Annotated in this window: 26 protein-coding genes and 1 pseudogene; 18 read left to right on the forward strand and 9 right to left on the reverse strand. The window is 61.9% G+C overall.

What is annotated here, in order from left to right; genetic code table 11:
* Positions 1-127: 127 nt before the first annotated feature.
* On the reverse strand, positions 128-1,684 hold the full coding sequence (locus F4827_RS05025; protein WP_183722369.1) for a YifB family Mg chelatase-like AAA ATPase: 1,557 nt from the start codon (positions 1,682-1,684) through the stop codon (positions 128-130).
* A 149-nt stretch (positions 1,685-1,833) separates the two neighbouring features.
* Positions 1,834-2,103 carry an accessory factor UbiK family protein gene (locus F4827_RS05030; RefSeq protein ID WP_183722372.1) on the reverse strand — a complete coding sequence of 90 codons (270 nt, stop codon included), beginning with the start codon at positions 2,101-2,103 and terminating at the stop codon, positions 1,834-1,836.
* Between the two features lie 626 nt (positions 2,104-2,729).
* Here F4827_RS05030 and F4827_RS05035 point away from each other — a divergent pair.
* The 7 genes from F4827_RS05035 to ptsP all read left to right on the forward strand — a co-directional run bounded on the left by F4827_RS05035 (position 2,730) and on the right by ptsP (position 10,912).
* The gene (locus F4827_RS05035; protein ID WP_027815737.1) at positions 2,730-3,068 is read left to right on the forward strand and encodes a P-II family nitrogen regulator; all 339 of its coding nucleotides are present in this window, start codon (positions 2,730-2,732) and stop codon (positions 3,066-3,068) included.
* Positions 3,069-3,153: 85 nt separating this feature from the next.
* Positions 3,154-4,671 (forward strand): ammonium transporter, encoded by a 1,518-nt coding sequence (locus tag F4827_RS05040; RefSeq protein ID WP_183722374.1) that lies wholly within the window; start codon positions 3,154-3,156, stop codon positions 4,669-4,671.
* Between the two features lie 433 nt (positions 4,672-5,104).
* Positions 5,105-6,394, forward strand: coding sequence for a glutamate--cysteine ligase (gene gshA / locus F4827_RS05045; protein ID WP_183722377.1), 1,290 nt, complete (start codon positions 5,105-5,107; stop codon positions 6,392-6,394).
* 134 nt (positions 6,395-6,528) lie between these two features.
* Positions 6,529-7,482: a glutathione synthase gene (gshB, locus tag F4827_RS05050; protein ID WP_183722381.1), complete on the forward strand. Its 954-nt coding sequence runs from the start codon at positions 6,529-6,531 to the stop codon at positions 7,480-7,482.
* Positions 7,483-7,881: 399 nt separating this feature from the next.
* Positions 7,882-8,472 (forward strand): PTS sugar transporter subunit IIA, encoded by a 591-nt coding sequence (locus F4827_RS05055; protein ID WP_183722384.1) that lies wholly within the window; start codon positions 7,882-7,884, stop codon positions 8,470-8,472.
* A 157-nt stretch (positions 8,473-8,629) separates the two neighbouring features.
* Positions 8,630-8,899 carry an HPr family phosphocarrier protein gene (locus F4827_RS05060; RefSeq protein ID WP_183722387.1) on the forward strand — a complete coding sequence of 90 codons (270 nt, stop codon included), beginning with the start codon at positions 8,630-8,632 and terminating at the stop codon, positions 8,897-8,899.
* 273 nt (positions 8,900-9,172) lie between these two features.
* Positions 9,173-10,912, forward strand: coding sequence for a phosphoenolpyruvate--protein phosphotransferase (gene ptsP, locus F4827_RS05065; protein ID WP_183722390.1), 1,740 nt, complete (start codon positions 9,173-9,175; stop codon positions 10,910-10,912).
* A gap of 52 nt (positions 10,913-10,964) precedes the next feature.
* Here ptsP and F4827_RS05070 read toward each other — a convergent pair whose 3' ends face one another.
* The 3 genes from F4827_RS05070 to gpmA form a co-directional block, all read right to left on the reverse strand.
* Positions 10,965-11,720 carry a molybdopterin-synthase adenylyltransferase MoeB gene (locus F4827_RS05070; RefSeq protein WP_183722393.1) on the reverse strand — a complete coding sequence of 252 codons (756 nt, stop codon included), beginning with the start codon at positions 11,718-11,720 and terminating at the stop codon, positions 10,965-10,967.
* A gap of 121 nt (positions 11,721-11,841) precedes the next feature.
* Entirely contained in the window at positions 11,842-13,413 is a 1,572-nt protein-coding gene (locus tag F4827_RS05075; RefSeq protein ID WP_183722396.1) for a S41 family peptidase, read from the reverse strand.
* Between the two features lie 381 nt (positions 13,414-13,794).
* Positions 13,795-14,544 carry a 2,3-diphosphoglycerate-dependent phosphoglycerate mutase gene (gene gpmA / locus F4827_RS05080; protein WP_183722399.1) on the reverse strand — a complete coding sequence of 250 codons (750 nt, stop codon included), beginning with the start codon at positions 14,542-14,544 and terminating at the stop codon, positions 13,795-13,797.
* A gap of 202 nt (positions 14,545-14,746) precedes the next feature.
* On the opposite strand from gpmA, the gene F4827_RS05085 reads away from it, so the two are divergent.
* The 5 genes from F4827_RS05085 (at position 14,747) to F4827_RS05105 (ending at position 17,719) form a co-directional block, all read left to right on the forward strand.
* Positions 14,747-15,172: a rhodanese-like domain-containing protein gene (locus F4827_RS05085; RefSeq protein ID WP_183722403.1), complete on the forward strand. Its 426-nt coding sequence runs from the start codon at positions 14,747-14,749 to the stop codon at positions 15,170-15,172.
* Positions 15,169-15,432, forward strand: a complete 264-nt coding sequence (grxC, locus tag F4827_RS05090) for a glutaredoxin 3 (RefSeq protein WP_183722405.1) — start codon at positions 15,169-15,171, stop codon at positions 15,430-15,432. The genes F4827_RS05085 and grxC overlap by 4 nt, the downstream gene beginning before the upstream one ends.
* A gap of 205 nt (positions 15,433-15,637) precedes the next feature.
* Complete coding sequence (gene secB / locus F4827_RS05095; RefSeq protein ID WP_027815726.1) at positions 15,638-16,102, forward strand: protein-export chaperone SecB; 465 nt, start codon at positions 15,638-15,640, stop codon at positions 16,100-16,102.
* A gap of 39 nt (positions 16,103-16,141) precedes the next feature.
* Positions 16,142-17,140 carry an NAD(P)H-dependent glycerol-3-phosphate dehydrogenase gene (locus F4827_RS05100; protein WP_183722408.1) on the forward strand — a complete coding sequence of 333 codons (999 nt, stop codon included), beginning with the start codon at positions 16,142-16,144 and terminating at the stop codon, positions 17,138-17,140.
* Positions 17,141-17,194: 54 nt separating this feature from the next.
* On the forward strand, positions 17,195-17,719 hold the full coding sequence (locus tag F4827_RS05105; RefSeq protein WP_183722411.1) for an O-acetyl-ADP-ribose deacetylase: 525 nt from the start codon (positions 17,195-17,197) through the stop codon (positions 17,717-17,719).
* Between the two features lie 52 nt (positions 17,720-17,771).
* Here F4827_RS05105 and trmL read toward each other — a convergent pair whose 3' ends face one another.
* Both trmL and F4827_RS05115 read right to left on the reverse strand, forming a co-directional pair.
* A complete protein-coding gene (trmL, locus tag F4827_RS05110; RefSeq protein ID WP_183722414.1) occupies positions 17,772-18,242 on the reverse strand; it encodes a tRNA (uridine(34)/cytosine(34)/5-carboxymethylaminomethyluridine(34)-2'-O)-methyltransferase TrmL in 471 nt (156 codons plus the stop codon).
* A gap of 56 nt (positions 18,243-18,298) precedes the next feature.
* A pseudogene (locus F4827_RS05115) lies at positions 18,299-18,406 on the reverse strand (ComF family protein); the annotation flags it as partial.
* 259 nt (positions 18,407-18,665) lie between these two features.
* On the opposite strand from F4827_RS05115, the gene F4827_RS05120 reads away from it, so the two are divergent.
* Complete coding sequence (locus F4827_RS05120) at positions 18,666-20,381, forward strand: class I SAM-dependent DNA methyltransferase (protein ID WP_183722417.1); 1,716 nt, start codon at positions 18,666-18,668, stop codon at positions 20,379-20,381.
* Here F4827_RS05120 and F4827_RS05125 read toward each other — a convergent pair.
* Both F4827_RS05125 and F4827_RS05130 read right to left on the reverse strand, forming a co-directional pair.
* The gene (locus F4827_RS05125) at positions 20,290-21,255 is read right to left on the reverse strand and encodes an AccI family restriction endonuclease (protein WP_183722420.1); all 966 of its coding nucleotides are present in this window, start codon (positions 21,253-21,255) and stop codon (positions 20,290-20,292) included. The genes F4827_RS05120 and F4827_RS05125 overlap by 92 nt on opposite strands.
* A gap of 208 nt (positions 21,256-21,463) precedes the next feature.
* A complete protein-coding gene (locus tag F4827_RS05130; protein WP_183722423.1) occupies positions 21,464-21,811 on the reverse strand; it encodes a helix-turn-helix domain-containing protein in 348 nt (115 codons plus the stop codon).
* A 276-nt stretch (positions 21,812-22,087) separates the two neighbouring features.
* Here F4827_RS05130 and F4827_RS05135 point away from each other — a divergent pair, with 276 nt between their 5' ends.
* The 5 genes from F4827_RS05135 to F4827_RS05155 all read left to right on the forward strand — a co-directional run bounded on the left by F4827_RS05135 (position 22,088) and on the right by F4827_RS05155 (position 25,153).
* Positions 22,088-22,435, forward strand: coding sequence for a hypothetical protein (locus F4827_RS05135; RefSeq protein WP_183722426.1), 348 nt, complete (start codon positions 22,088-22,090; stop codon positions 22,433-22,435).
* Positions 22,436-22,806: 371 nt separating this feature from the next.
* Complete coding sequence (locus tag F4827_RS05140) at positions 22,807-23,865, forward strand: VCBS repeat-containing protein (RefSeq protein ID WP_183722429.1); 1,059 nt, start codon at positions 22,807-22,809, stop codon at positions 23,863-23,865.
* 54 nt (positions 23,866-23,919) lie between these two features.
* Positions 23,920-24,285, forward strand: a complete 366-nt coding sequence (locus tag F4827_RS05145) for a hypothetical protein (RefSeq protein ID WP_183722432.1) — start codon at positions 23,920-23,922, stop codon at positions 24,283-24,285.
* A 314-nt stretch (positions 24,286-24,599) separates the two neighbouring features.
* Positions 24,600-24,953, forward strand: coding sequence for a lysozyme inhibitor LprI family protein (locus F4827_RS05150; RefSeq protein ID WP_183722434.1), 354 nt, complete (start codon positions 24,600-24,602; stop codon positions 24,951-24,953).
* Between the two features lie 5 nt (positions 24,954-24,958).
* On the forward strand, positions 24,959-25,153 hold the full coding sequence (locus tag F4827_RS05155; RefSeq protein ID WP_183722437.1) for a hypothetical protein: 195 nt from the start codon (positions 24,959-24,961) through the stop codon (positions 25,151-25,153).
* Positions 25,154-25,262: the final 109 nt, after the last annotated feature.

Consider the following 25,262-nt stretch of genomic DNA (forward strand, 5'->3'; position numbering starts at 1 on the left):
AACCAAGTGTGTATAAGTCAAGTCTTGACTTAGATTTTTTGATCCTTCTGATGTATAGGCCGGGCGGCCGCTGTTCGGGTCTGGCGCTGGATTCAGCTCGATGGGCGAGCCGCATGGTCGATCCGTACTACTGATCGCTGAAGGCCCGCCGATACTGCACCGCCTCCGCCACATGGGCCGCATCGGGCATCCCGGCGCCGGCGAGATCGGCGATGGTGCGCGCGACCTTGAGCGCGCGATAGTACGCCCGCGCCGACCACCCAAAACGTTCACCCGCTTCGCGTAGCAACGCCTCGCCTGCGCTGTCCGGGCGGCAGACTTCATCGGTTTCGCGCCCGCTCAGTTCGCGGTTGGTCTTGCCCTGACGGGCGATCTGGCGCTCGCGGGCCGCCGTCACGCGCGCGGCAATCCTGGCGCTCGACTCGCCGGGCGCCGCCGCGCGCGAGGCGAGTTCGGCGGGCTGCAGCGCGGGCAGCTCGATCTGGATGTCGATGCGGTCGAGCAGCGGCCCCGACAGCTTGCGCCGATAGCGCGCCGCGCCTTCGGGCGTGCAGCGGCAGCGCCCCGACGGATCGCCGCGCCAGCCGCACGGGCACGGATTCATGGCGGCGACGAGCTGACAGGCAGCGGGGAAGTCGGTCTGCCAGGCGGCGCGCGAAATGGTGATCGAACCGTTTTCGAGCGGTTCGCGCAGCGTCTCCAGAACGTGCCGGTCGAACTCCGGCAACTCGTCGAGGAAAAGGACGCCAAGGTGCGCGAGCGTGATCTCGCCGGGCTGCGGCGGATTGCGTCCGCCGATCAGCGCTGCGGCGCTCGAAGAATGATGCGGCGCGCGAAACGGCCGACGCCGCCATTGCTGCGGCGAAAAGCCGATTGCGCTCGCCGACAGCAGCGCGGCGCTGGCGAGCGCCTCTGCGTCGCTCATCGGCGGCAGCAGGCCGGGCAGGCGCGCGGCGAGCATCGACTTACCCGCACCGGGCGGTCCGACCATCAATAGATGATGACCGCCCGCCGCCGCGACTTCGAGCGCACGGCGCGCGCCGCGCTGGCCGATCACATCGGCCATATCGGGCGAGAGCGCGGCGCACGTGGCATCGAGCGCCGGTGCGCGCACAGGACTCAGGCGCGCGTCCTCGGCCTTGGTGAGATGGCCGCAGAGCGCACGCAGGTCAGTGACGGCGTAGACGTCCACGCCGGGTACGAGTGCGGCTTCGGCGGTGTTGTCGGCGGGCAGGTAAAGCTCGGGTGAGTGCGCGCCAGGATGATCCGCACACTGGCCGGCATGCGCGCGCGCCGTGCCGCAGGCCATGGCAAACGCGCCGCGCATGGGCCGCACAGCGCCCGTGAGCGATAGCTCGCCCGCGAATTCGCGGGCCTGCGTGAGGGCGCCGCCCGGAATCTGTCCGCTCGCCGCGAGGATGCCCAATGCGATGGGCAGATCGAACCGTCCCGACTCCTTGGGTAGATCGGCAGGCGCGAGGTTGACCGTGATACGCCTGACGGGGAAGTCGAAGCCGCAATTCGAGAGCGCGGCGCGCACGCGCTCGCGGCTCTCGCGGACTTCGAGGTCGGGCAAGCCGACTATCGAAAAGGACGGCAGGCCGTTGGCAAGGTGAACTTCGACGGTCACCTCGGGCGCGCGGCCAGCAGCCGGCGCGCGGCTTTTCACCACGGCAAGCGACATGGAAATCTCCGAAAGGCGGTGCATGCGCGGACGTCGTGAACGGCTTCGCCGCTTTGTCACGCATGCGCCAGGCTGGTGAAGCGCGTGCCCCTTTACGGTTCCATTGCTAAACCGTTACGGCTCGCTTGCCTTAAGAAAGGTGAAATTAATCAGGATGCCTGCCCAGTCGAGGATGCCGTGACCGGCAGCTTCTGTTCGAGTTCGGCCACGCGGCGTTCGAGTTCTTCCAGACGCTGACGCGTACGCACCAACACCTGCGTCTGTGCGTCGAATTCCTCGCGCGTGACCAGTTCGAGCTTCGAAAAGCCTTGCGAAAGCATGGCGCGCACGTTGCGCTCGACATCGCGCGCGGGCGAGTTCCGCAGAAGTTCGCTGACCTTCGACTGCAGATCGTTGAATACGTCGTTCGGTTGTTTCATTCGGTTTCCCCTTCGCTGCACAGAAAATGTGCAGATTTCGTTTCGACTGTGCCTCGATCCGGATCGTGACCGATCTTGGTGCGCGAGCCGCGAAGTCCTCGATGCCCGTGTGCGCATCTGGTGCGCATCAGTTGCGCATCCGGCGCGCGCGATCCGATCGCGAGCCGCAGGCCTGGCACGAACCGCTTCCAGTGCGCCGCACCGAGTGCCGGCTGCGTCCTTCACGGGCCGCCGCGCTTCGTTCTCGCGCCTATTCGCGCGCTTCTGAGGCGATCGTGCTGCGCACCGATCCTTGAGAACACTCTAGCAACTCTCGCCAGGCGCCGCCACCGCTTGCGGCCCACGCTGGCCGTTCGGCCAGGGCCTTGCGCGGCCCGCGCGGCGCGGATTTCGGCGCGTAGTTCGACATGCGACCGGCATTGTCCACGGGATGCGCACTTCGTGCATCGAACTTCGTCGCAAGTCCTGCAAGAAAGCTCGTTGATCGAATTGGCACGGGTGTTGCTAATAACCCCCCGCGCACCGAACAACGGCTGGCTCGCGGTGCGTCGGCGGGGCGAGACCCGCACCGCAGGCGCCCGTTGCAGAAGTGAATACGGGATGAAAGCAACCACAGCGAGGACTACATGAAACTGATTACAGCAATCATCAAGCCGTTCAAGCTCGATGAAGCGCGGGAGGCTCTTTCGGCCATCGGCGTGTCGGGGATCACGGTCACGGAAGTGAAGGGCTTCGGCCGTCAGAAGGGCCATACCGAGCTGTATCGCGGTGCGGAATACGTCGTCGACTTCCTGCCGAAGGTGAAGATCGAAGCGGCCGTGTCCGACGACATCGTCGACCAGGCCATCGAATCGCTGGAGCGCGCCGCCCGCACCGGCAAGATCGGCGACGGCAAGATTTTCGTCACCCCGATCGAACAGGTTATCCGCATCCGCACCGGCGAAACTGGCGCCGACGCCCTGTAACAGCGACCCACGATTCCCGAGGCCAGCGTAAGGCGCGAGTCAAGCGCCAGTCCTGGCCGACATAGAGAGACAAGAGGAAACCAAGATGCGCAAACTTTTAATGTCCTTGCTGATGGCCGGCTCGCTGCTGGCCGGTGGCATCGGCGCCGCGCTGGCGGACGATGCGTCCGCACCCGCCGCGGCGTCCGCCGCAACTGCATCCGCACCTGACGCATCGGCTTCGGCGCCTGCCGCCACGGCCTCCGCGCCCGCCGCCGACGCGGCTTCCGCACCGGCAGCCGCAGCCGCTTCGGCACCCGCAGCCAGCGCACCGGCTGACGCATCGGCCGCCGCCGCAGCGGCAGCGCCTGCTGCACCGACTGCGCCGTTCTCGGTGGATTCGTCGAAGATCAACTCGGGCGATACCGCGTGGATGCTGACCTCCACCGCGCTCGTGCTGTTCATGACGATTCCGGGCCTCGCACTCTTCTACGGCGGCATGGTCCGCAAGAAGAACGTCCTCGCGACGCTCATGCAGAGCTTCGCCATCACCTGCGTCGTCACGGTGATCTGGACGGTGGTGGGCTACTCGCTGGCCTTCACGCCGGGCAACTCGTTCATCGGCGGCTTCTCGCGCGTCTTCCTTGAAGGCATGAACTACATCAAGGGCGACAAGGCGACCACGCTGACCGTGAGCCATCTCGCCACGACGATTCCGGAGACCGTGTACTTCGTCTATCAGATGACGTTCGCGATCATCACGCCGGCGCTCATCACCGGTGCATTCGCAGACCGCATGAAGTTCTCGGCGATGCTGGTGTTCATGTCGCTCTGGTCGATCATCGTCTACTCGCCGATCGCCCACATGGTCTGGGAACCGACCGGCTGGCTGGCAAGCGCAGGCATTCTCGACTTCGCAGGCGGCACGGTGGTTCACATCAACGCCGGCATCGCCGGTCTGGTGTGCTGCCTGGTGCTGGGCAAGCGTATCGGTTACGGCCGCGAAGTCATGGCGCCGCACAACCTCGTGCTCACGCTGATCGGCGCGGCCATGCTGTGGGTGGGCTGGTTCGGCTTCAACGCAGGTTCGGCAGTCGCGGCTGACGGCCGTGCCGGCTTCGCCATGCTCACGACGCAGATCGCCACGGCATGCGCGGCGCTTGGCTGGATGTTCGCGGAGTGGATCGCCAAGGGCAAGCCGTCGGTGCTCGGCATCGCTTCGGGCGCAGTGGCAGGTCTGGTTGCCGTGACCCCGGCTTCGGGCTTCGTCGGCGTGATGGGCGCGATCGTGATTGGTGTGGTGGCCGGCGTGGTCTGCTTCTGGTCGGCTACGTGGCTCAAGCACAAGTTCGGCTATGACGATTCGCTCGACGCATTCGGCGTGCACGGCATCGGCGGCATCATCGGCGCGATCCTGACCGGCGTGTTCGCGGTCAAGGATATCGGCGGCGCGGACGGCAGCGTGATCCTGCAGGTCAAGGGCGTGCTCACGACCCTCATCTACAGCGGCGTGGTGAGCTTCGTCCTGCTGAAGGTGATCGACATGGTGATGGGCCTGCGCGTGACGGAAGAAGAAGAACGCGAAGGTCTCGACGTGATTCTGCATGGCGAGCGCGTCGAATAAGAACTTGAGTGGGTAGGGGGTGGCAGCACAGCAGTAATGCAGTAGCGCAGTAGCAGTAAGCGAAGTGGCATTACCTGGAGCACAGCGACTTGGGCCCGCCTTTACCGGCGGGCCCTTTCTTTTGGGTGTGCGCCTTGCGATGCTGGAATAACCCGGGCGCACGGACGTTACCCGGTTGTTGGCTGCCAGCTTGCCCCTTCAAACCGTACGGCGCCATTGCCTCGGACCGCCCGCGCGGTTCAGAATGGATATTCGATGTGGATAACGGGGGCAGTTCCGGCCATGCCGGGGTGACCAGCGCGCCGCCAATCGCCGTTCCGGCAAGTAACCCTATGGCATGTAAGGGGAAACATCTTGTAACCGGCGCAATCGTCCCCAGTTAGCCTCCCGGTTTTCCTACAATCAATCAGCTTTTGTCCGCGAGTAACACCTTATGGTCCCGCATCTGGTTACGGCGTTGAACGGCCCGCTCCTTGAGCTGGAGCAGCGCATCCTCGACGCGACGCCGGCCATCGAGCGCTGGTTCCGCCTCGAATGGCAGGAGCACACGCCGCCGTTCTACGCGTCGGTGGACCTGCGCAACGCGGGCTTCAAGCTCGCGCCGGTCGACACCAACCTCTTTCCTGGCGCCTTCCATTGCCTGCCGATGGAAGTGCTGCCGCTCGCCGTGCAGGCCGCCATGGCCGCCGTCGAGAAGATCTGCCCGGACGCCAAGAATCTGCTCGTGATTCCCGAGCAGCACACGCGCAACGCCTTTTACCTCGAAAACGTCGCGCGCCTGGCGACCATCATGCGTCAGGCGGGCCTGAACGTTCGCTTTGGCACTCTCGACGAGAACATCGCGGGGCCGGTCACGATCTCGCTGGCGGACGGCCAGAAGATCGTGCTGGAGCCGCTCGAACGCTCGCAGCGCCGCCTCGGCCTGAAGAACTTCGACCCGTGTTCGATTCTTCTGAACAACGATCTGTCGGGCGGCATTCCGTCGGTGCTCGAAAATCTCCACGAGCAATACCTGCTGCCGCCGCTGCACGCCGCCTGGGCCGTGCGCCGCAAGTCGACGCACTTCTCCTGCTATGACGACGTGGCGAAGAAGTTCGCCAAGATGGTCGGCGTCGATCCGTGGATGATCAACCCGTACTTCGCGCACGTGGAGAATGTCGATTTCGAGGCGCGCACCGGCGAGGAGCAACTGGCCACCTCGATCGACGCGGTGCTCAAGAAGATCGCGAAGAAGTATCGCGAGTACGGCATCACCGAAAAGCCCTACGTCGTCATCAAGTCCGACGCCGGCACGGACGGCCGCGGCGTGATGACGGTGCACGACGCTTCCGAGGTTGCCGCGCTCACGAAGCGCGAACGTGCGAAGATGTCGGCCACGAAGGACGGCCTGGAAGTGCGCGACGTCATCGTGCAGGAAGGCGTGTACACGTTCGAGCACATCGGCGACGAAGTGGCCGAACCGGTGGTCTACATGATCGACCGCTACGTGGTGGGTGGCTTCTACCGCGCGCACGGCAGCCGCGAGCGCGACCAGAACCTGAACGCGCCGGGCATGCATTTCGTGCCGCTGGGCTTCGAGCACACCGCGCTGCCCGACACGCGCGCGAAGCCCGGCGCGGCGCCGCCGAACCGCTTCTACATGTACGGCGTGGTGGCGCGGCTGGGGCTGCTGGCGGCGTCGGTCGAGCTGGAGAAGACCGACCCCGAAGCGATCCAGGTGTAAGGAAGATCCACGGCGTTACCACGGCCTGACATCAGGCCCATAACAACATCATGCTGCGCCCGCCCCGAGCGGGCGCAGCCGTCATCAAGGCCGGAAAATTTCCGGCGCAACCTCCAATTTGCTGCAGGGACGACATGGACATTCTCTTCATCGCCGATCCGCTCGAGCGGTTCAAGATCTACAAGGATTCGACCTACGCGATGATGGCCGAGGCCGCGAAGCGCGGGCACACGCTCTACGCATGCGAGCCGCAGCACCTCGCCTGGGTGAACGGCCAGGTCGAAGCCGATGTGCGGCGCTTCGAGATCGTTGGCGATACGGCGGACCTGCATCGCCAGACGTGGTTCAAGGACTCGCCGGATTCCCGTGCGCTGACCGGCTTCGACGCCGTCATCATGCGCAAGGACCCGCCGTTCGACATGGAGTACGTCACCTCCACGTGGCTGCTGGAAATCGCCGAGCGCGCGGGCGCGAAGATCTTCAACAAGCCGCAGGCGATCCGCGACCACTCGGAAAAGCTCGCCATCGGCGAATTCGCGCAGTTCGTCGCGCCCACGCTGGTGACGCGCGACGCCGCGCGCCTGCGCAAATTCCACGAAGAACACCAGGATGTGATCCTCAAGCCGCTCGACGGCATGGGCGGCATGGGCGTGTTCCGCGTCAAGGCGGACGGCATGAACCTCGGTTCGATCATCGAAATGCTGAGCCACGACGGTGCGCGCAGCGTGATGGCGCAGAAGTTCATCCCCGAAATCAAGGCGGGCGACAAGCGCATCCTGCTGATCGGCGGCGAGCCGGTGCCGTATTCGCTCGCGCGTATCCCACAGGGCAATGAAGTGCGCGGCAACCTTGCGGCGGGCGGTCTGGGCGTGGCGCAGCCGCTCACGGCGCGCGACATGGAGATCGCCAAGACGCTGGGGCCGAAGCTGGTCGAGCGCGGGCTGCTGCTGGTGGGGCTCGATGCGATCGGCGACTGGCTCACCGAAGTCAATGTGACGAGCCCAACATGCTTTCGCGAAATCATGGAGCAGACCGGCTTCGACGTGGCGGCGATGTTCATCGACGCGCTGGAGCGCGCGGCGGCCTGAGTACGGCCACGCCAACGCTATGGCGGATAAAAACGGCTATAAATCGGTTGAGGACTTCCTCGAAAGGCAGTCCCGGCGTGCTTGATTCCGGCCGCGGCGGCGGCATCTTCGTGATGCCGGTGTGTGGGTGCGTGCTGCGAGGCACAAAATCTGCGTACCGGTAAGAGAAAGATGAGAGGAAAATGCGGGCGGAAACCGCGTGCAAAACCGCATGGTCGAGACGAAAACGACCCTGCTACAATGCCGCGAGCCCGCGACCGGATTTTGCGGTACAGCAAACTCCGGCGCATGTTCCGACCCTGATGGCCCACGGCTGGCCGCAGGTCGGCGCTGTCGGACGCGATCTTCGAAGATCGGCCCCAGGCATCAACCGAAGCCGTTATTTGTAGTTACGCTGACATGGCAGGGATTCTGATCATCGCTCACGCACCGCTTGCTACTGCGCTGCGCGAATGCATTGCCCATATCTACGGCGGCTGTCCGGCCCGCATCGGTGCGCTGGACGTGCTGCCCGACAGCGACCCCGCTGTGGTCGTCGCACAGGCGAACGCCGAAATCGAGCGCCTGCGCGAGGAAAACGGCGCGCTCGTGCTGACCGACATGTTCGGCGCTACCCCTTCGAACATCGCCGCGCGGCTTGCCACGGTGCCCCAGGTGAGGGTGCTGGCGGGTGTCAATCTGCCGATGCTGGTGCGCGCGGTCTGCTATCGCGCGACGCCGCTCGATACTCTGGTCGAAAAGGCGCTGGCGGGTGCGAGCAAGGGGGTCCAGCCGATCGGCCCGAGCACGCCGCCGCCGGGCGACGATTGCGGCTGCGCGCCCACGCCCTGCGCGGAGGCGGCTTCGGAAGCCGTGGCCAAGGCAGCCGTGAGCGCGGCTGCGGCGAGTAGCGCGGCCCAGGCTGCGAGCACCGCCGCGAGTACGGTTGGCACCACGAGCGCTGCGTCCGCAGCACCGGCAATGGCGTTCAAGCCTGCCGGCACGGCCTGAGCCGGATTGAGCCGGATCAACGCGGTTTGGGCGCACCACAATCAGCCATTCCCCGGCGCACGTTCACGCGCGCGCCCGGACGCGCAGCGCGCGTTTCTCGCGCGCGCGACGCACAATCTCACCGCACCACTTCAACACACTGCGCCTGGATCGACCTATGCTTCAACAAGAAACGACCATCGTGAACAAACTCGGCCTGCATGCGCGCGCGTCGGCGAAGCTGACGCAACTGGCGGGCAATTACCAGTCGGAAATCTGGATGAGCCGTAACGGCCGCCGGATCAACGCCAAGAGCATCATGGGCGTGATGATGCTGGCGGCGGGCATCGGCAGTACGGTGCTGATCGAAACCGAAGGCCCGGACGAGACGGAGGCCATGAGCGCACTGCTCAAGCTGATCGCCGATAAATTCGGCGAGGGCCAGTAAGCGCTTTCCGCGCAGGTCTTCACTGTCATGCCCAACGCCGCGTTTCGACGCGGCGTTTTTCGTTGCCGCACCGGGTTGAGCGAATCCGGGTGTGCCGATGCCTGCGCGGGACCTCATGGTGCGCCGCAAAACCATGCCAGACGGCGATTTTCAGCGTTTTCGGGTGGGTTCGACGGAACATCTTCACACGACGGAATTTATAATGGGCGCCGGGGTCAGAGAGAGCGCATTGCAGCGGTTTGCCGCGGCATCACATAACCAGAGGAGGTGCGCGTGCCGTTCACGCTGCATGGAATTCCCGTATCACGCGGTATCGCCATCGGGCGGGCGTATCTGATTGCGCCGGCCGCGCTCGACGTCGACCACTATCTGGTGGAACTCGCGCAGATCGAAGACGAAATCGCGCGTTTCCGGGCCGCGCTCAAGCTCGTCGAGCAGGAACTCGATACGCTGCGCGCCGACCTTGCCGCCGACGCCCCCAGCGAAATGGGCGCGTTCATCGGCGTTCACCTCATGATCCTGAACGACGTGATGCTCGTACAGGAGACCATCGACCTCATCCGCACGCGCCGCTTCAATGTGGAGTGGGCGCTCACCGAACAGCTCGAACGCCTTTCGCGCCACTTCGACGATGTCGAGGACGAATACCTGCGCGAGCGCAAGGCCGACATCGAGCAGGTGGTCGAGCGCGTGCTCAAGGCGCTCGCGGGCGCGTCGCCTCCGGCGCTGCACGGCAGCTGCGAGGAGATGATCGTGGTGGCGCACGACATCGCGCCCGCCGACATGCTGCAGTTCAAGGGGCAAACCTTCCAGGGCTTCGTCACCGATCTGGGCGGGCGCACCTCGCATACGGCGATCGTGGCGCGCAGCCTGGGGATTCCGGCAGCCGTGGGTGTCCAGCAGGCCAGTTCGCTGATCCGTCAGGACGATCTCATCATCGTCGACGGCGATCACGGCGTGGTGATCGTCGATCCCGCGCCTATCGTGCTGGAGGAGTACACCTATCGTCAGAGCGAGATGGCGCTCGAGCGGCGCAAGCTGCAGCGCCTGAAGTTTTCGCCCACGCAGACGCTGTGCGGCGCGAAGATCCAGCTCTACGCGAACATCGAATTGCCCGAGGATGCGCAGGCCGCGCTCGATTCGGGCGCGACCGGCGTGGGCCTGTTCCGCACTGAGTTCCTGTTCATGAATCACAAGGACCAGTTGCCGGAGGAGGACGAGCAGTTCGAAGCCTACAAGCGCGCGGCCCAGCTGATGAACGGCCTGCCCGTGACGATCCGCACCATCGACGTGGGCGCGGACAAGCCGCTCGACGCCATGAGCGCGAGCGACGGCTACGAGACCGCCGCGAACCCGGCGCTGGGCCTGCGCGCGATTCGCTGGAGTTTGTCGGAGCCACAGATGTTCCTGACACAGCTGCGCGCGATCCTGCGCGCCTCGGCGTTCGGTACGGTCAAGATCCTGATTCCGATGCTCGCGCACGCGCAGCAGATCGACCAGACGCTCGATCTGATCCGTGAAGCAAAGAGTCAGCTCGACGATGCGGGGCTCGCCTACGATCCCAACATCCAGGTGGGCGCGATGATCGAGATTCCGGCGGCGGCGCTGGCCTTGCCGATGTTCCTGCGGCGGCTGGACTTCCTCTCGATCGGCACCAACGATCTGATCCAGTACACGCTCGCGATCGACCGCGCCGACAACGCCGTGGCCGATCTCTACGATCCGCTGCATCCGGCCGTGCTGCAGCTCATCTCGCATACGCTGCGCGAGGCGAAGCGTGCGGGCGTGCCGGTTTCGGTTTGCGGGGAGATGGCGGGCGATCCGCAACTCACGCGTCTGCTGCTGGGCATGGGCCTCACCGAGTTCTCGATGCATCCAAGCCAGTTGCTGGTGGTGAAGCAGGAGATCCTGCGCTCGCAGTTGAAGGCGCTGGAAAAGCCGGTGGCCGATGTGCTGGCTGCCTACGAGCCTGAAGAACTGGAGGCGGCGCTGGGGCGTTTGATGCAGGCCTGAACGCGGCCCTTCAACACCTCGCGACGTAAAAAACCCGGCATGCCGGGTTTTTTTATGCGTGCCGTTCGCCACACACAGGGCAATCGGGCTGGCGCGCGATGCGCATCGTATTCCACTCCATGCGCAGCGAATCGAGCATCATCAGCCGCCCGACCAGCGGCGTGCCAATCCCGCCGATCACGCGCAGCGCTTCCGCTGCCTGCATCGCGCCGATGATGCCCACCGTGGGCGCGAACACGCCCATGGTCGAGCACGCGACTTCCTCGAAGGGCTGATCTTCGGGGAACACGCAGGCGTAGCAGGGCGAAGTGTCGTCGCGGAAATCGAAGGTGCTGATCTGGCCGTCGAAGCGCAGCGCCGCGCCCGACACCAGCGGCACGCCATGCTTCACGCAGGCGCGGTTGATGGCATGGCGCGTGGCGAAGTTGTCGGTGCAGTCGAGCACCACGCTCATGCGCGGCACCTGCTCGTCGAGCCAGGCGTCGTCGATGCGCGCGGCCACGGCGTTCACCTTCACCTCGGGATTCAGGCGCGCGATGGCGTCGCGGCCCGACTCGACCTTGGCGCGGCCAACCGATGCCGTCTCGTGCATGATCTGCCGCTGCAGATTGGTGAGGTCGACCGTGTCGTTGTCGACGAGGGTGAGCGCGCCCACGCCCGAGGCCGCCAGATACATGGCCGCCGGCGAGCCGAGGCCGCCCGCGCCGATCACGAGCGCGTGCGCGTCGAGAAAGCGCTGTTGCGCCTCGATGCCGATCTCGTCGACGAGAATATGGCGGGAATAGCGGAGGAGTTGGTCGTCGTTCATCGATGCGCACGCCGGAAGTTCAGGCCGACATTGTACCGGCGCGAGCGCACATGGCCTTGCGGCCCTTGGCGCGTGGAGCGCGAAGGGCCGCAAGGAAGGGTACTACGCTAACGAGGCTGACTTACTTTGCCGGAGCCGATACCGGAGCCGGCGTCGATGCGCCCGGCACGGCCGAAGCCGACGGCTTCACCGCGATCGGCGCCGAAGCGGATGCAGGCGGCTTCGCCTGCGCGAGGCGGCGCTCCATCGGCGACTTCGATTCCGTCACCGGCTTGCCTTGCAGCTTGTTGAGCGCCTGCTGGAGCATGAAGTCGTCGGTCGAGCCGAATTCGACCGGCTTGCGGTCGCGATCCTTCTGGCGCTGTTCCGGCGTCTTCTTGTCGTTCTGCTCTTCGAGCTGACGCAGCATGTCCATGCGTTCCTGCTCGCGCAGATCCTGCTCCTTCTTCTCGTCCGGGTCCTGCGTGTTCGCAAGGTGGTTCGAGTAGTCGACTTCGCGCGTGACGAGTGCGTCGTCCGGATCGCCATCGGCGTACTGATCGACCGCAACGTCAGGACGGATGCCCTTGTTCTGGATCGAGCGGCCGCTCGGCGTGTAGTAGTACGCCGTGGTCAGACGCAGCGCGGTATCCGCCGTCATCGGACGCACCGTCTGCACCGAACCCTTGCCGAAGGTCGTTTTGCCGATGATGAGCGCACGCTTTTGGTCCTGCAGCGCCCCCGCGACGATTTCCGATGCCGACGCCGAATAGGCGTTGGTCAGCACGATCATCGGCACGGTCTTGAACTCGGCCGCTTCGCCCTTGAGCGGGTCGCCATCGAACGACGGCAGGCGGTAGTTCTCGTAGTTGTCGCGATAGACCTGCTTCGAATCCGGAATCTGGCCGTTCGTGGACACGACCACCGAATCCGCCGGCAGGAATGCGCCCGCAACGCCAACCGCGCTCTGCAGCAGACCGCCGCCGTTGTTGCGCAGATCGAGGATGAGGCCCTTGAGGTTCGGCTCCTGACGCGCGATGTCCTGCAGCTTGGCCGCGAGGTCAGGCGTGGTGCGCTCCTGGAAGCTCGTGATGCGGATGTACGCGTAGCCCGGCGCGAGGATCTTCGACTTCACGCTCTGCACCTTGATGATGGCGCGCGTGATCGTGAGCGGGAAGGTGCGGTCGTCGGTCTTGCGGAAGATCGTCAGCGTGACCTTGGTGCCCGGGTCGCCGCGCATCTGCTTGACCGCCTGGTCGAGCGTCATGCCGCGCACGGGCTTGTCGTTGATGCGCGTGATCAGGTCGCCCGGACGGATGCCGGCGCGGAACGCGGGCGTGTCTTCGATGGGCGAGATGACCTTGATCAGGCCGTCTTCCGAGGAGATCTCGATGCCGAGGCCCGCGAAGCGGCCCTTGGTCTGTTCCTGGAGTTCCTGGTAGTCGGTCTTGTCGAGATACGACGAGTGCGGGTCGAGGCTCGACACCATCCCCTTGATGGCGGCGGTGAGCAGTTTCTTGTCGTCGACCGGCGTGACGTACTCATGCTTGATCTGGCCGAACACTTCGGCGAAGAGCCGGAGCTGGTCGAGCGGCAGCGGCTCGATCACGGTTTGCTGGGTCTGCTGCGCCGAGGCGGAAATTTGCAGGGTGGCAAAGACGCCGGTCGCGAGGCCAGCGGCGATCAGGCCGATATTTTTAAGGTTCTTTCGCATAGAGGTTGTTGCGTGCGGTCGAAAGGCGCGTGGCAGCGTCTAATGGAAAAGCGATGGACAAGTATAACTGCACACCCGGCCGCCCTGTGTATAAGGCGCGATGAAGGGACGAAGGTTGCGGGTTCGACAGTCCGAACGCGTGCCGGTTCGCAAGTCGCGTGCCGCAAAGCCTTGCTGGGCGAGGGACTGGCGGGAGCGTGACGGGAGGCTGGCAGGTCTGCCAGACAGGAGGGCGGAAAAGCGCGCAGACCGGCGCACGCGATGCTCGCGCAAAGGTGGGTGCGTCGGCGGGCAAGCCACCGACTCGTCGGCCCTTGCGAATGCCAGGGCCGACGGGGTTGGGTGCGCGACAGAGAAAAGATGGACCTGGCCCGGATGGACTTAGCCCGCCTTCTTGCCCTGGTTCGCCACGGCGGCCTGCGCTGCGGCGATGGCATCGGCGTCGCCCAGGTAGTAATGCGTGATGGGCTTGAGGTTCTCGTCCAGTTCATAGACGAGCGGCACGCCGTTCGGAATGTTCAGGCCGACGATGTCGGTGTCCGAAATGCCGTCGAGGTACTTCACGAGTGCGCGGATCGAGTTGCCGTGTGCGGCGATCACGATCTTCTTGCCCCCCTTGATGGCCGGTGCGATCGACTCGTTCCACAGCGGCAGCACGCGCGCCACGGTGTCCTTCAGGCATTCCGTAAGCGGCAGCTCTTCGCGCGGCACCTTGGCGTAGCGCGGGTCGTTGTAGGCCGTGCGCTCGTCCGACGGATCGAGTGCGGGCGGCGGCGTGTCGTAGCTGCGGCGCCAGACCAGAACCTGTTCATCGCCGTATTTGGCGGCAGTTTCGGCCTTGTTCAGACCCGAAAGCGCGCCGTAGTGGCGCTCGTTGAGGCGCCACGAGTGGACCACGGGCAGGTACATCTGGTCCATCTGGTCCTGAACGTGCCAGAGCGTGCGGATCGCGCGCTTGAGCACCGAGGTGTAGGCGATGTCGAACGCATAACCCGATGCCTTGAGCAGCTGGCCGGCCTGCTGGGCTTCGCGGTTGCCCTGTTCGGTCAGGTCGACGTCCACCCAGCCGGTGAAACGGTTTTCCTTGTTCCAGGTCGATTCGCCGTGGCGGATGAGTACGAGTTTGTACATGTGGATGACGGTCGGTAGTGAGGGAAGCGGTAATCGGGGACGGGGAACGTCGGTGATACGGCTACTCGGCGAACGCTGCCCGGTCCAGCGGATTGCGGCCTGGGCTCTGGGGCGGCAACCCTGCGACAAACGGTTATTTTATAATGAGCAGATTGTCTGAACTGGATTTCCCACGATTTCTCTTTTTCCCGGCGGCTCATCCGTGACGTTCTTTACCAATTACATCAACCTTGTACTCATCGCGATCGTCCTCATCTCAGGAGGGTTGCTCCTGTGGCCGACGCTCAAGCGCGGCGGCCGCGGCGGTATTTCCGCCGCCGAAGCGACGCAGATGATCAATCGCCGCAACGCGGTGGTGATCGATGTGCGTTCGGCCGACGAGTTCGCCCGCGGCCATCTGCCCGCTGCCCGCCACCTGCCGTTCGGCGAGTTGCAGGGGAAGGTCGCGCAGTTCGTCAAGAACAAGAGCAACCCGGTGTTGCTGGTCTGCCAGACGGGCCAGCAGTCGCACAAGGCCGCGAGCCTCGTGAAGGAAGCCGGTTTTGCCGAAGTCCACGTGCTGGACGGCGGCGTGAACGCCTGGCAGCAGGCCGGTATGCCGGTCGTGAAACAAGGAGGTTCGAAGTGAGCAAGGTTGTCATGTACAGCACCCAGGTGTGCCCGTATTGCCAGATGGCCGAGCGTCTTTTAAAGTCGCGCGGCGTCGAACATATCGAGAAAGTGCTGATCGACCGGGACCCGGCGCGGCGCGATGAAATGATGACGCGCACCGGCCGCCGCACCGTGCCGCAGGTTTTCATCGGCGAGACGCATGTGGGCGGTTACGATGACCTTTCCGCGCTCGACCGCGCCGGCGGCTTGATGCCGCTGCTCGAAGCGGCGGCATAAAGCCACCCCGGCGGCGCTGCGCGCGCCGCCCCGTTTTTCGCCCGTGCGGGCCACTCAGGCGCGCGCGGGCTTGCTGTCGCTTGTCGCTGTCATTGCTGCTCATTGCGGCTGCGCAGCGGCGTTTCGTCCGTGTCCGATTTCCGGCAGGGCGGGGCGTCGCGATACTGCGCAACTGCAACTTCATTTAATCAGGAAGCCAAACACCATGTCTGACGAGAATAACCAGCCGTTCTTCAACATCCAGCGCATCTACCTCAAGGACCTTTCGCTGGAGCAGCCGAACTCGCCGGCCATCTTCCTCGAACAGGACATGCCTTCCGTGGAAGTGGAAGTCGACGTCAAGGCCGAGCGCCTCGCGGAATCGGTGTTCGAAATCCTCGTGACCGGCACCGTCACCGCCAAGGTCAAGGAAAAGGTTGCTTTCCTGATCGAAGCCAAGCAAGCCGGCATTTTCGACATCCGCAACATCCCGGCTGAACAGGTCGACCCGCTGGTTGGCATCGCCTGCCCGACCATCCTGTTCCCGTACCTGCGCTCGAACATCGCCGACGCGATCACGCGTGCCGGCTTCCCCCCGATCCATCTGGCCGAAATCAACTTCCAGGCGCTCTACGAGCAACGCCTGCAGCAGCTCGCGCAGCAACAGGGCGCCAGCAACGCCACGCATTGATCGACCGCTGAAACCTCACAACCGGTGCGGAGTACTGGAATGAAAGTCGCCGTTCTCGGCGCCGGAGCGTGGGGCACCGCGCTGGCAGGGCATCTCGCCCAGGCGCACGACACACTGTTGTGGGCGCGCGATGGCGCGCTCATCGACACATTGCGCAAGACGCACGAGAACGCCCGCTATCTCGCGGGCGTCTCGCTGCCGCAATCCCTCAAATACGAAACGGATCTCGCCACCGCGCTCGAACACGCTGCGGGCGAGGCGGATCTGGTCGTGCTCGGCACGCCTGTAGCCGGCTTGCGCGACATGCTGCGCACCATGAGCGACCTGGGCCGCGTGCCCGCGCACTTCGTCTGGCTCTGCAAGGGCTTCGAGGCCGATTCTCAACTCATGCCGCATCAGGTGGTGTCGGCCGAGCTGCCCGATCACGCCAGCAATGGGGTGCTGTCCGGCCCGAGCTTCGCGCGCGAAGTGGGCGATGGTTTGCCCGTCGCGCTGACGGTGGCCAGCACCAGCGCCGACTGCCGCGAGCGCACGCTGGCCGCGTTCCATCATCGCGCGATGCGCATCTACACCGGCGACGACGTCGTGGGCGTGGAAGTGGGCGGCGCGGTCAAGAACGTGCTGGCGATCGCCACGGGTATCTCCGACGGCCTGGGCCTGGGCCTGAACGCTCGCGCCGCGCTCATCACGCGCGGACTCGCGGAAATGACCCGGCTGGGTGCGGCGCTGGGCGGCCGTGCGGAAACCTTTACCGGCCTCACGGGACTCGGCGATCTGATTCTCACCGCGACAGGCGATCTGTCGCGCAATCGCACGGTGGGCAAGCAGCTCGCGAGCGGGCGTACGCTCGACGATATTCTTGGTGCGCTGGGTCATGTCGCCGAAGGCGTGCGCTGCGCACGCGCCGTGGCGGCGATCGCGCGTGCCCATCAGATCGACATGCCGATCACCGAAGCGGTATGCGATGTGCTGTTCGCAGGCGTCGCGCCGCGCGATGCGGTGAGCGCGCTGCTCAGGCGCGACGCGAAGGCGGAGTAGCGTCCCCGGTTTCCCGGTTGGCGCTCGCGGCCTGTGACTGCAAGGAGTGCCAACATGCTGACCATCGGAAACTGCCGCATCGACGCACAAGTGGTGGACATCACCACGCTGCATGTCGATGCCATCGTGAATGCCGCCAATACGTCACTGCTCGGCGGCGGTGGCGTGGATGGCGCGATCCATCGCGCGGCGGGGCCTGAGCTGCTGCGCGAATGCCGCACGCTCAAGGGCTGTCCAACCGGCGACGCAAAAATCACCGCCGGCTACAACCTTCCCGCGAAACACGTGATTCACACCGTCGGCCCCGTCTGGAACGGCGGCGCGCGCGACGAAGCACGTCTGCTGGCCTCGTGCTACTGGCGCTCGCTCGAAGTCGCGCACGAGGCGGGCGTGACGAGCATCGCGTTTCCCGCGATCAGCTGCGGCGTCTATCGCTTCCCGGCCGACCAGGCCGTGAAGATTGCGCTTGCTACGGTGATCGATGGATTGCCCGCTTATCCGACGCTCGAACGCGTGATCTTCGCCTGCTTCGACGATGCGATGCTCGCGCGCTGCGAGCGCGAAATCGCTGTGCTCTGACGTGCGCGCTCAGGGGGCGCTCAAGTTGCGCTCGCGGCGCGCCAGGGTGTGCTTATTCCCCGCCTTCGAAACCCGCCTGACGCCACGCCTCGAACACCACCACCGCGACGGTGTTGGACAGATTCAGGCTGCGGTTGCCCGGCCGCATCGGCAGGCGCACGCGCTGTTCTGGCGCAAAGCGGTCTAGGACCGCATCCGGCAGACCGCGCGTTTCCGCGCCGAACACGAACCAGTCGCCCGGCAGGAAGGCGTGATCGTGAAAACGGCCCGAGCCGCGCGTGGTGAAGGCGAACATGCGCGCCGGATCGGGCGTTTCCTTGGCGAGGAACGCGTCCCAGTCGCTGTGCACATTCATCTGCGCGTATTCGTGATAGTCGAGGCCGGCGCGGCGCAGCTTCGTGTCGTCGAGCGGAAAGCCAAGCGGCTCGATCAGATGCAGCCGCGCGCCCGTGTTGGCGCACAGGCGGATGACGTTGCCGGTGTTCGGCGGGATTTCCGGTTCGACGAGAACGACGTTAAACATGACGATAAAAACAGTAAAGAGAGCTTAAAAGCGAAAGACCGACGTCTGGGGTACCGTCAGTCTTTCGGCGTGCGCAAGGCGACGAAATTCGTCACACGCCGGGCGCCTGCGGTCTTGAGAAGGTGCGCGAGCGCGTCGAGCGTCGCGCCCGAGGTCATTATATTATGGCTATGAATACATAAATTCACCACTGTTGGCAGGTGGGCTAAGTTACAGCTCATGAGCCATTCCCCGGCCACCGATCCGAGCTCCATGTGATAGAGTTTGTCTATTAAAAAATAACTTCGATTTAATGTGTGTTATGCCCTTTTCGTACCCATCCCGGCGGTCAGTAACAAGCGACAATGCTGGGTTACAACACATCCCGGTTTGCCGCGGACGTGTTGGCGACATGTACGATGAAGGATTACCGAGAGGCAACTGATGGCAAAAGCGGGCGCAAAGAAAGACAGACTTATCAGCGTCGAAGCTCTCGACGAGCTGAACATAGAATGGTCGGTAGGGAGCCAGGAGACTCCGGAACAGGCGTATGTTCGTACGGCCCCGAGAGACCGTCGGTCCTCCTTGGGACAGTTTTTCACACCGGTGCCTATTGCGAAGCTGATGACAAAATGGGTGTCCAATGTCAACCCAAAGTCTTTGCTCGATCCGGCAGTGGGGCCCGGAATTTTCGCTAGAACAGCGCGAGAAGTACTTCCGAAAACGAGAATCACCTGCATCGATCTAGATCAGGCCCCACTTAAATTGGCGCGTACATCGATGGCTGATGACGATCGTCTCGAATTCATCAACGGCGATTTCCTAACAACTGATCTTTCGCAGTTCGATGCAATCTTGGCGAATCCGCCGTATCTCAGGCATCAGAATCTCAATTATGCATTTGATATGCACGCCGAGATAGGGAAGAGAAATGGGATTAGAATTTCCCGCCTCTCCAACCTGTACGTTCTGTTCATATTAGAGATCTGTCGCTTGTTGCGCGACGGTGGTCGCGCTTCGATTATCGTCCCAGCCGAATGGATGAACGCGAATTTTGGGGCCGCCGTCAAGCAGTACTTCCATCACAATGGTTTTCTGAAGAAGCTTATCTATTTTTCCCACGACACGTTGGCATTCGATGACGCGCTAACGACTGCCGCGATATTACTAATCGAGAAATCTCCGAGGCAAAACGAGAGTCTTGATGTCATCTACGTTGAGAGTGCGGTTGAAATCGAAGACGTCGAGTTGTTGATGCAAGGAGAAATCACAGAACTGACTGGAGCGACCAAGGAAGCAATTCAATGGGACGTGCTGCTTACCACACAAAAATGGGATCGCCTGTTCGCGATGGGCGCCCACGAAATTGCTAGCCACCTCATCACTGTCGAAGCGATTGCCAAAAGTCGTCGAGGTATAGCTACCGGGGCAAACGAATTCTTTCACCTACGCCCATCGCAGACCGAAATTTACGGAATCCAAAAGAAAAATCAGAAAATATGTATTGGCCGCGCCCAGGACATAAAAGGACTCATCTTTTCTGAGCAAGACCTTGCCCAATTGGAGGATGAGGATGCTCGTACGCGGTTGGTTTCGTTTGGTACGGACTTGTCGTCTGCCGAGGAAAAATATCTCGAAGACGGGATTTCGAAGAAATTGAATGAGCGCTATCTCTTGGCCGCGCGGTCACCTTGGTATTCGATGGAGAACCGCGAGCCAGCGCCAATCTGGGCAGCGGTCTTTGGGCGGGCCAATCTTCGATTTGTGCTCAATGCGGCGGGTGCATCAAACTTGACTACTTTTCACTGCCTATACCCAAGCGGATTGAATAGAAAGCAGGTTACCGCACTCGTTGCACTTTTGAATTCGGCCCCCGTACAGGAGCGCGCGATGAGGCACCGTCGTGTATATGGTGGTGGTCTTGCCAAATTTGAGCCGAAGGACTTGCTTCAGTTGGAGGTGCCAGATGTCAGGCACCTTTCAGAGGCGATCCTCGACGAAATCGTATCGATGTTTGCTCAGTGGGACCAAGAGCTTCGCAAGAACCCGAATTTTTGTCCTTCTGAACTTAATTCGTTAGCGGCAAGCTTGATTGAAGCCCCCTCGGTAGCACTTGGCCAGAACTTAATGGAGCAGGCTCAGCAAGTAGCACTCTTCTAAGCGCAACCCGATCAGGTTCGACCCGTCCACCGACGGGTTTGACAAACGCATCGACTCGCCCAAGCCTCGTGTGTTTAGTTTCAACTTGGAAGGCGGGCGACTCAACAAAGTCGCCCACTTTCGATCCACTAGTTATTGGTATCATAATGGTCGCCTTCAATTGACTCTTTTCAGGAGTCTCAATCTTGAAGCCTACTCCGGACCCTATAATCCGGAAGATATCCAATACGTTTATTGCCCACATTGAGTCGAAAAAAACTTGGCAATACGACTGCGATACGTTGTACTTCTCAACCCATCGATAAACGACGACCAGATCCTCCACTTTCACCGTAAAACTCGGAGTGAGTCGATCAGACTTCTTCCCGCTCGCCAATTCCGCCTTCCGGACGGCCATGTACTGGAGCGCTCTAAATTTGCTCGACCGAACTTCGATCGCTGCGACTGAGCGCGAGACGTAAACATCGGACTCGCCACGTCGGAGTGTCGAAATGTCGGGAGGTACGTCTGGACTTGCCGGTAGTACAAGTAGGTCCGGGCGCTTGCCGTATTTGCGCACCTCTTCCAAACCTGCGCGATATAGATCAGCGAAGCCATCGTCTCCTGCCGCCATCGAATCTGTATTGCCGTACTGGGTGACGGTCCACCCGGGATCGATCGTTTGCACCACGCTCGTTACCAGATTCTCGGCCCAATCGCCCATAGCGCGATTAGCCAAGAACTCAGATCGAGCATCGGTTGGCGCCCTGACCTTCTTTTCGGGCTCCGGCCCCTCACCGCCGAACTGAAGATATCGCTCTTGGATACCCTTATCTCTCAATACGTGTACAACGTCTTCTTTCGCCTGCGAAAGAAGGCTACGGTAGTCGTTCATTTTTTCAGATGCGTTGATGGTCCCCGTCGAGCATAGCACGAGAGTTCTCGATCTGGCCAACGTGCTATTGCACTAACGTAGCACCAGCTTTCGCATTGACGTTGCGCGGTACAGTCGGGCGCAGCTCCACTCTCAAGTTCGGCGACGTGGATTAGCTGAACGTCCCGAGTCGCAAGCGCCATTCATCTCGATAGGCCGCTCTTTCCGATCACTTTTCTTTGAATTTTTCGGCGAGCGTTTTCACCAGTTCGACCACGATGGTCTGATCCGAGGGTCGTAGTTGACCGATGCTCCGAGCAATCATTGCGGCTCGATCATCGAGAGTCGCTGGTACGTCGGATAGAAGTTCATCAAGTCTGCAACCAAACAAATCGGCGAGTTCGATCAATCGGATGACTGTCGGTATTGCGATTCCCTGCTCCACCCGAGAAATCGCTCCGAGGCCCAATCCCAATTTTTCGGCGACGTCTTCCTGCGTGTAGCCAGCTTGCGTGCGTTTTCGCGCGATCGCCTTTCCAACCGCTTGAGCCAACACCCGCTGCGCCTCTCTATTCATACCCTCTCCCGTGAAGGGAGCAATCCTTACAGGCACCCCACTTGCAAAACAGAGCGTTAAACGGCTAAATATCCCTTTTAGGGATATATTGTCTGATACGCCGCGACGCGGCCCACTTCCTCCACGCCGCCAATTGCTGCTTCGGAAATCGATCCAACTCGTTGATTTTTCTATAAAAATCAGTGTACGAGGCCCAAAACGCTGGATAGTATGGAGCTGTCGATTTGACAGATTCATTCGGAGAAAACTATGAGCGTGAAGGCGGAAGTGAAGGGTTTGAACGCGGGCGAAGCGGTTGCAGCGCAAGCTGGCGGCGTGGACGGCGCAAAAAACAACGCGGGAGAGATGCAGAAAAAAGACAAACCGGCACGGAAGACGGAGGCGACGGATACGCCCGAGAAGTTCAAGGCGACGCTGGCCGATCTCGATGAGCAGCGCACGGCACTCGCGAAATCGGCCATCGAGCAACTGAAGCCCGGTCGCCCGTTCGATCCCGTCGTGGTCCGCCAGATCAACAAGATCGAGACGAAGAAGAATCGCCTGATCGTGTCGCGATTCGCCTCGCTGCTTCGGAAGAACAATCCGGCAGTTCAGGCCATCGTTCACCAGATCATCGAAATCTGACCGCCGCCCGTGCCGATGAGCTACCGGGCGCATTTCGATGCGCCCGTAAATCGAATTCGCGTCATGTCATCCGTGGCATGACGCATCGGGGCGTTGCGTTCGCTCACATAGTCGGAGCGCAACGAAATAGAAGCAGCAATACCAACAGATAACAAGGTCAACAAATGACGTTGAAGGTTGCAACAACAATCGCGATCGGGGTTAGTGCAGTCCTGATTTCGGCGTGCGGAGGCGGAGGCGGTGGTTCGGCATCGACGGCTTCCGCTCCTACCACGGCCTCGGCACCGACTACGGCTTCCGCTCCCACCACGGCATCGGCCCCCACCGCAGCAACACCTATTCCGGTTCAGGCATCGTCGTATCTAAACAAGATGGCTGCTGCCGCCGCAATCGGTCCGCAGCCGCTTCCATCCGAAGTCACCCAAGGCAACGCCGTTGCGTTCGGTGACTTCTTTCAGGACGGCACGTATTCGATGGTCACCGCCACTTGCGCCGACACGAATTGCGGTGGCCCCGGTGGAAACGGCACGATCCACTTCTACAAGCTGATCAGCGGACAATGGGTCGATCACACGTCCGATATCCTGTCCGACAATACCGGTTGCGATCACCCGCGCAAAGCAATCGTCGCCGACTTCAACGGCTCCGGCAAACCCGGCGTATTCTTCGCGTGCCACGGCGTGGACTCGGCACCGTTTGCAGGCGAACAACCTCGCATTCTGCTGCCGCAAGCAAACGGCAAGTACACGAACACGTTGCTCCCGTTCACCGGCTATTTCCACAGCGCTTCTGCTGCCGATTTCAACGGCAAGGGATACGCCGATATCGTGGTGGCCGATCCGAGCGTCAACAAATCGCCGTACTTTCTCGTGAATAACGGCGACGGCACGTTCACCGCCGACAAATCGATTCGACTACCGGCCACCATGCTTCCGTATGATCCGACGACGGGTGCGCCGCAGGACAACTGCATTTCGGCTGGCTGCTCCGCCGAAATCGACACGGCCGAACTGATCGATTTCAGCGGCACTGGCAAGTTCGATCTGTTCCTTGGTGGACGCTCTCTCGATCCCGAGGGCATCGGCAACTGGATTCCGACGATCTTCCACAACCAGGGGAACAACACGTATTCGCAGAGCAACGTGACCACGCTGCCGTACAGCACGACGTATCAAACGGCGCTCGATATCGTCTACACGAATGGCTCGATCTATCTGACCAACGTGCAGAGCATGCCGAATGGATCTGCATCGGTTTACGGATACAGCGACATTGAGAAGGACAGCGGCACCAACTTCCAGACGAACGCAACTCTCTGGAATGGAACGGCTCCGTTCGCGAATTCGATGACGTGGATTAACTGGATCGTTCCGTATCAGGGAAAGATCGACGCGATGAACTCGACGTACAACGTCTCGGTGTCGCAGTAAACGCGAAAACGACGCCACTGGTTCGGTGGCGTCGTATCAACGATCACTCGCTCAATGAAAACAGCCAATATCCTGATCGGCGTCGTGTTGCTCGCCGGATCGACTTGTGCTTCCGCTCAAGACGATAATCCGGCGAAGCAGTGGAAGCATGCCGCCAACGAAGCAAACAATGTATTCCTCGCTGGCCGCAAGCTCTACGACAGCGGGAACGCGCCGCCGACCTGTGCATCCGCGCTAAAACAACAGTTCGAACTTGGACAGAAGGTCGAAGCTGAACTCAATACCGCACTGAAAGTCGTCAATGGAATGGGCGGCATGCAGAACCCGAACGCCAAAGCGTACTTCGCGGACACGCTTCGCACCGCGAGCAGCGAAGTCGTTGCACTCGATTCGAACACGATATCCAGTTGCGGACTGTAACGGCCTATGAAGATGGCTAGCTGCCGCAGTTGCGGCAATTCGATCTGGAACACGACAAAACAATGCCCGGTATGTGGCACAAAGCAACGCGGAGCCAGAGCAAACGTCCGCAGGGAAAACACCGCCCCGAACGCGCGTGACGTGTCCGGCCTATACCTGCTTCTCTTCGGGTTTTTCTACCTGAAATACAAGGGATGGCACCGCGCTGCACTCGCTCATTTCCTCATGTGCTTCTTCATGATGGGAACCATGTGGCTCGCTCTTCCATTCTTTGCAAAGCGGTTCGTAGATTATTTCGAAGAACTTTAAACGATATGAAAAACATCACCATTGCTGCCCTGCTGTTTGCCGTATCCACTGCCGCCTTCGCCGATGGTCCCGCTTTCAATTGTGCGAAAGCATCGTCCAAGGTCGAAAAGGTCATCTGCGCAGATCCGACACTTGCATCTGCCGATTCGGTGAACGCCGACATGTACAAGGAAGCGCTGCAAACGACCGGTAACCAAAACCGCGTCAAGCAGGAACAGCGCCAGTGGCTCAAGACGCGAAATGCTTGTCAGACCGCCGATTGCATCGCGAAAGCATATGACACGCGCTACAACCAGCTTCAACGCGAACGCCTCACGAATAGCGGTGCGGTCAACCTCGACGGATCGACTGGTCATTAATGCCCATGAACGTCAAACGACATCTCATTGTTGCCGCCGTCTTCGGAGTTTTCGGGTTCGGATTGGGACTCGCGTTTGAGGTATTCGAATGGCTGGCCTTTAACGACAACAACTTCTCGTGGTCCATGCCGAAATTCATGGGGCTCGTCTGCGCCCTCCTCGGCGCACTCGAACCGTTCAGGCACGAGAAGAGCACCTGAACACTTGATCCAACAAGTCCTTCGGCCAACATACGAAAACGGTCGCGGACTCGACCGAAAACCAGGGCACCCTGCCCTGGTTTTTTTTTCGCCTATCGAATTCGCATCA

This window comes from Paraburkholderia bannensis (genome assembly GCF_014200455.1).
Classification (GTDB): domain Bacteria; phylum Pseudomonadota; class Gammaproteobacteria; order Burkholderiales; family Burkholderiaceae; genus Paraburkholderia; species Paraburkholderia bannensis_A.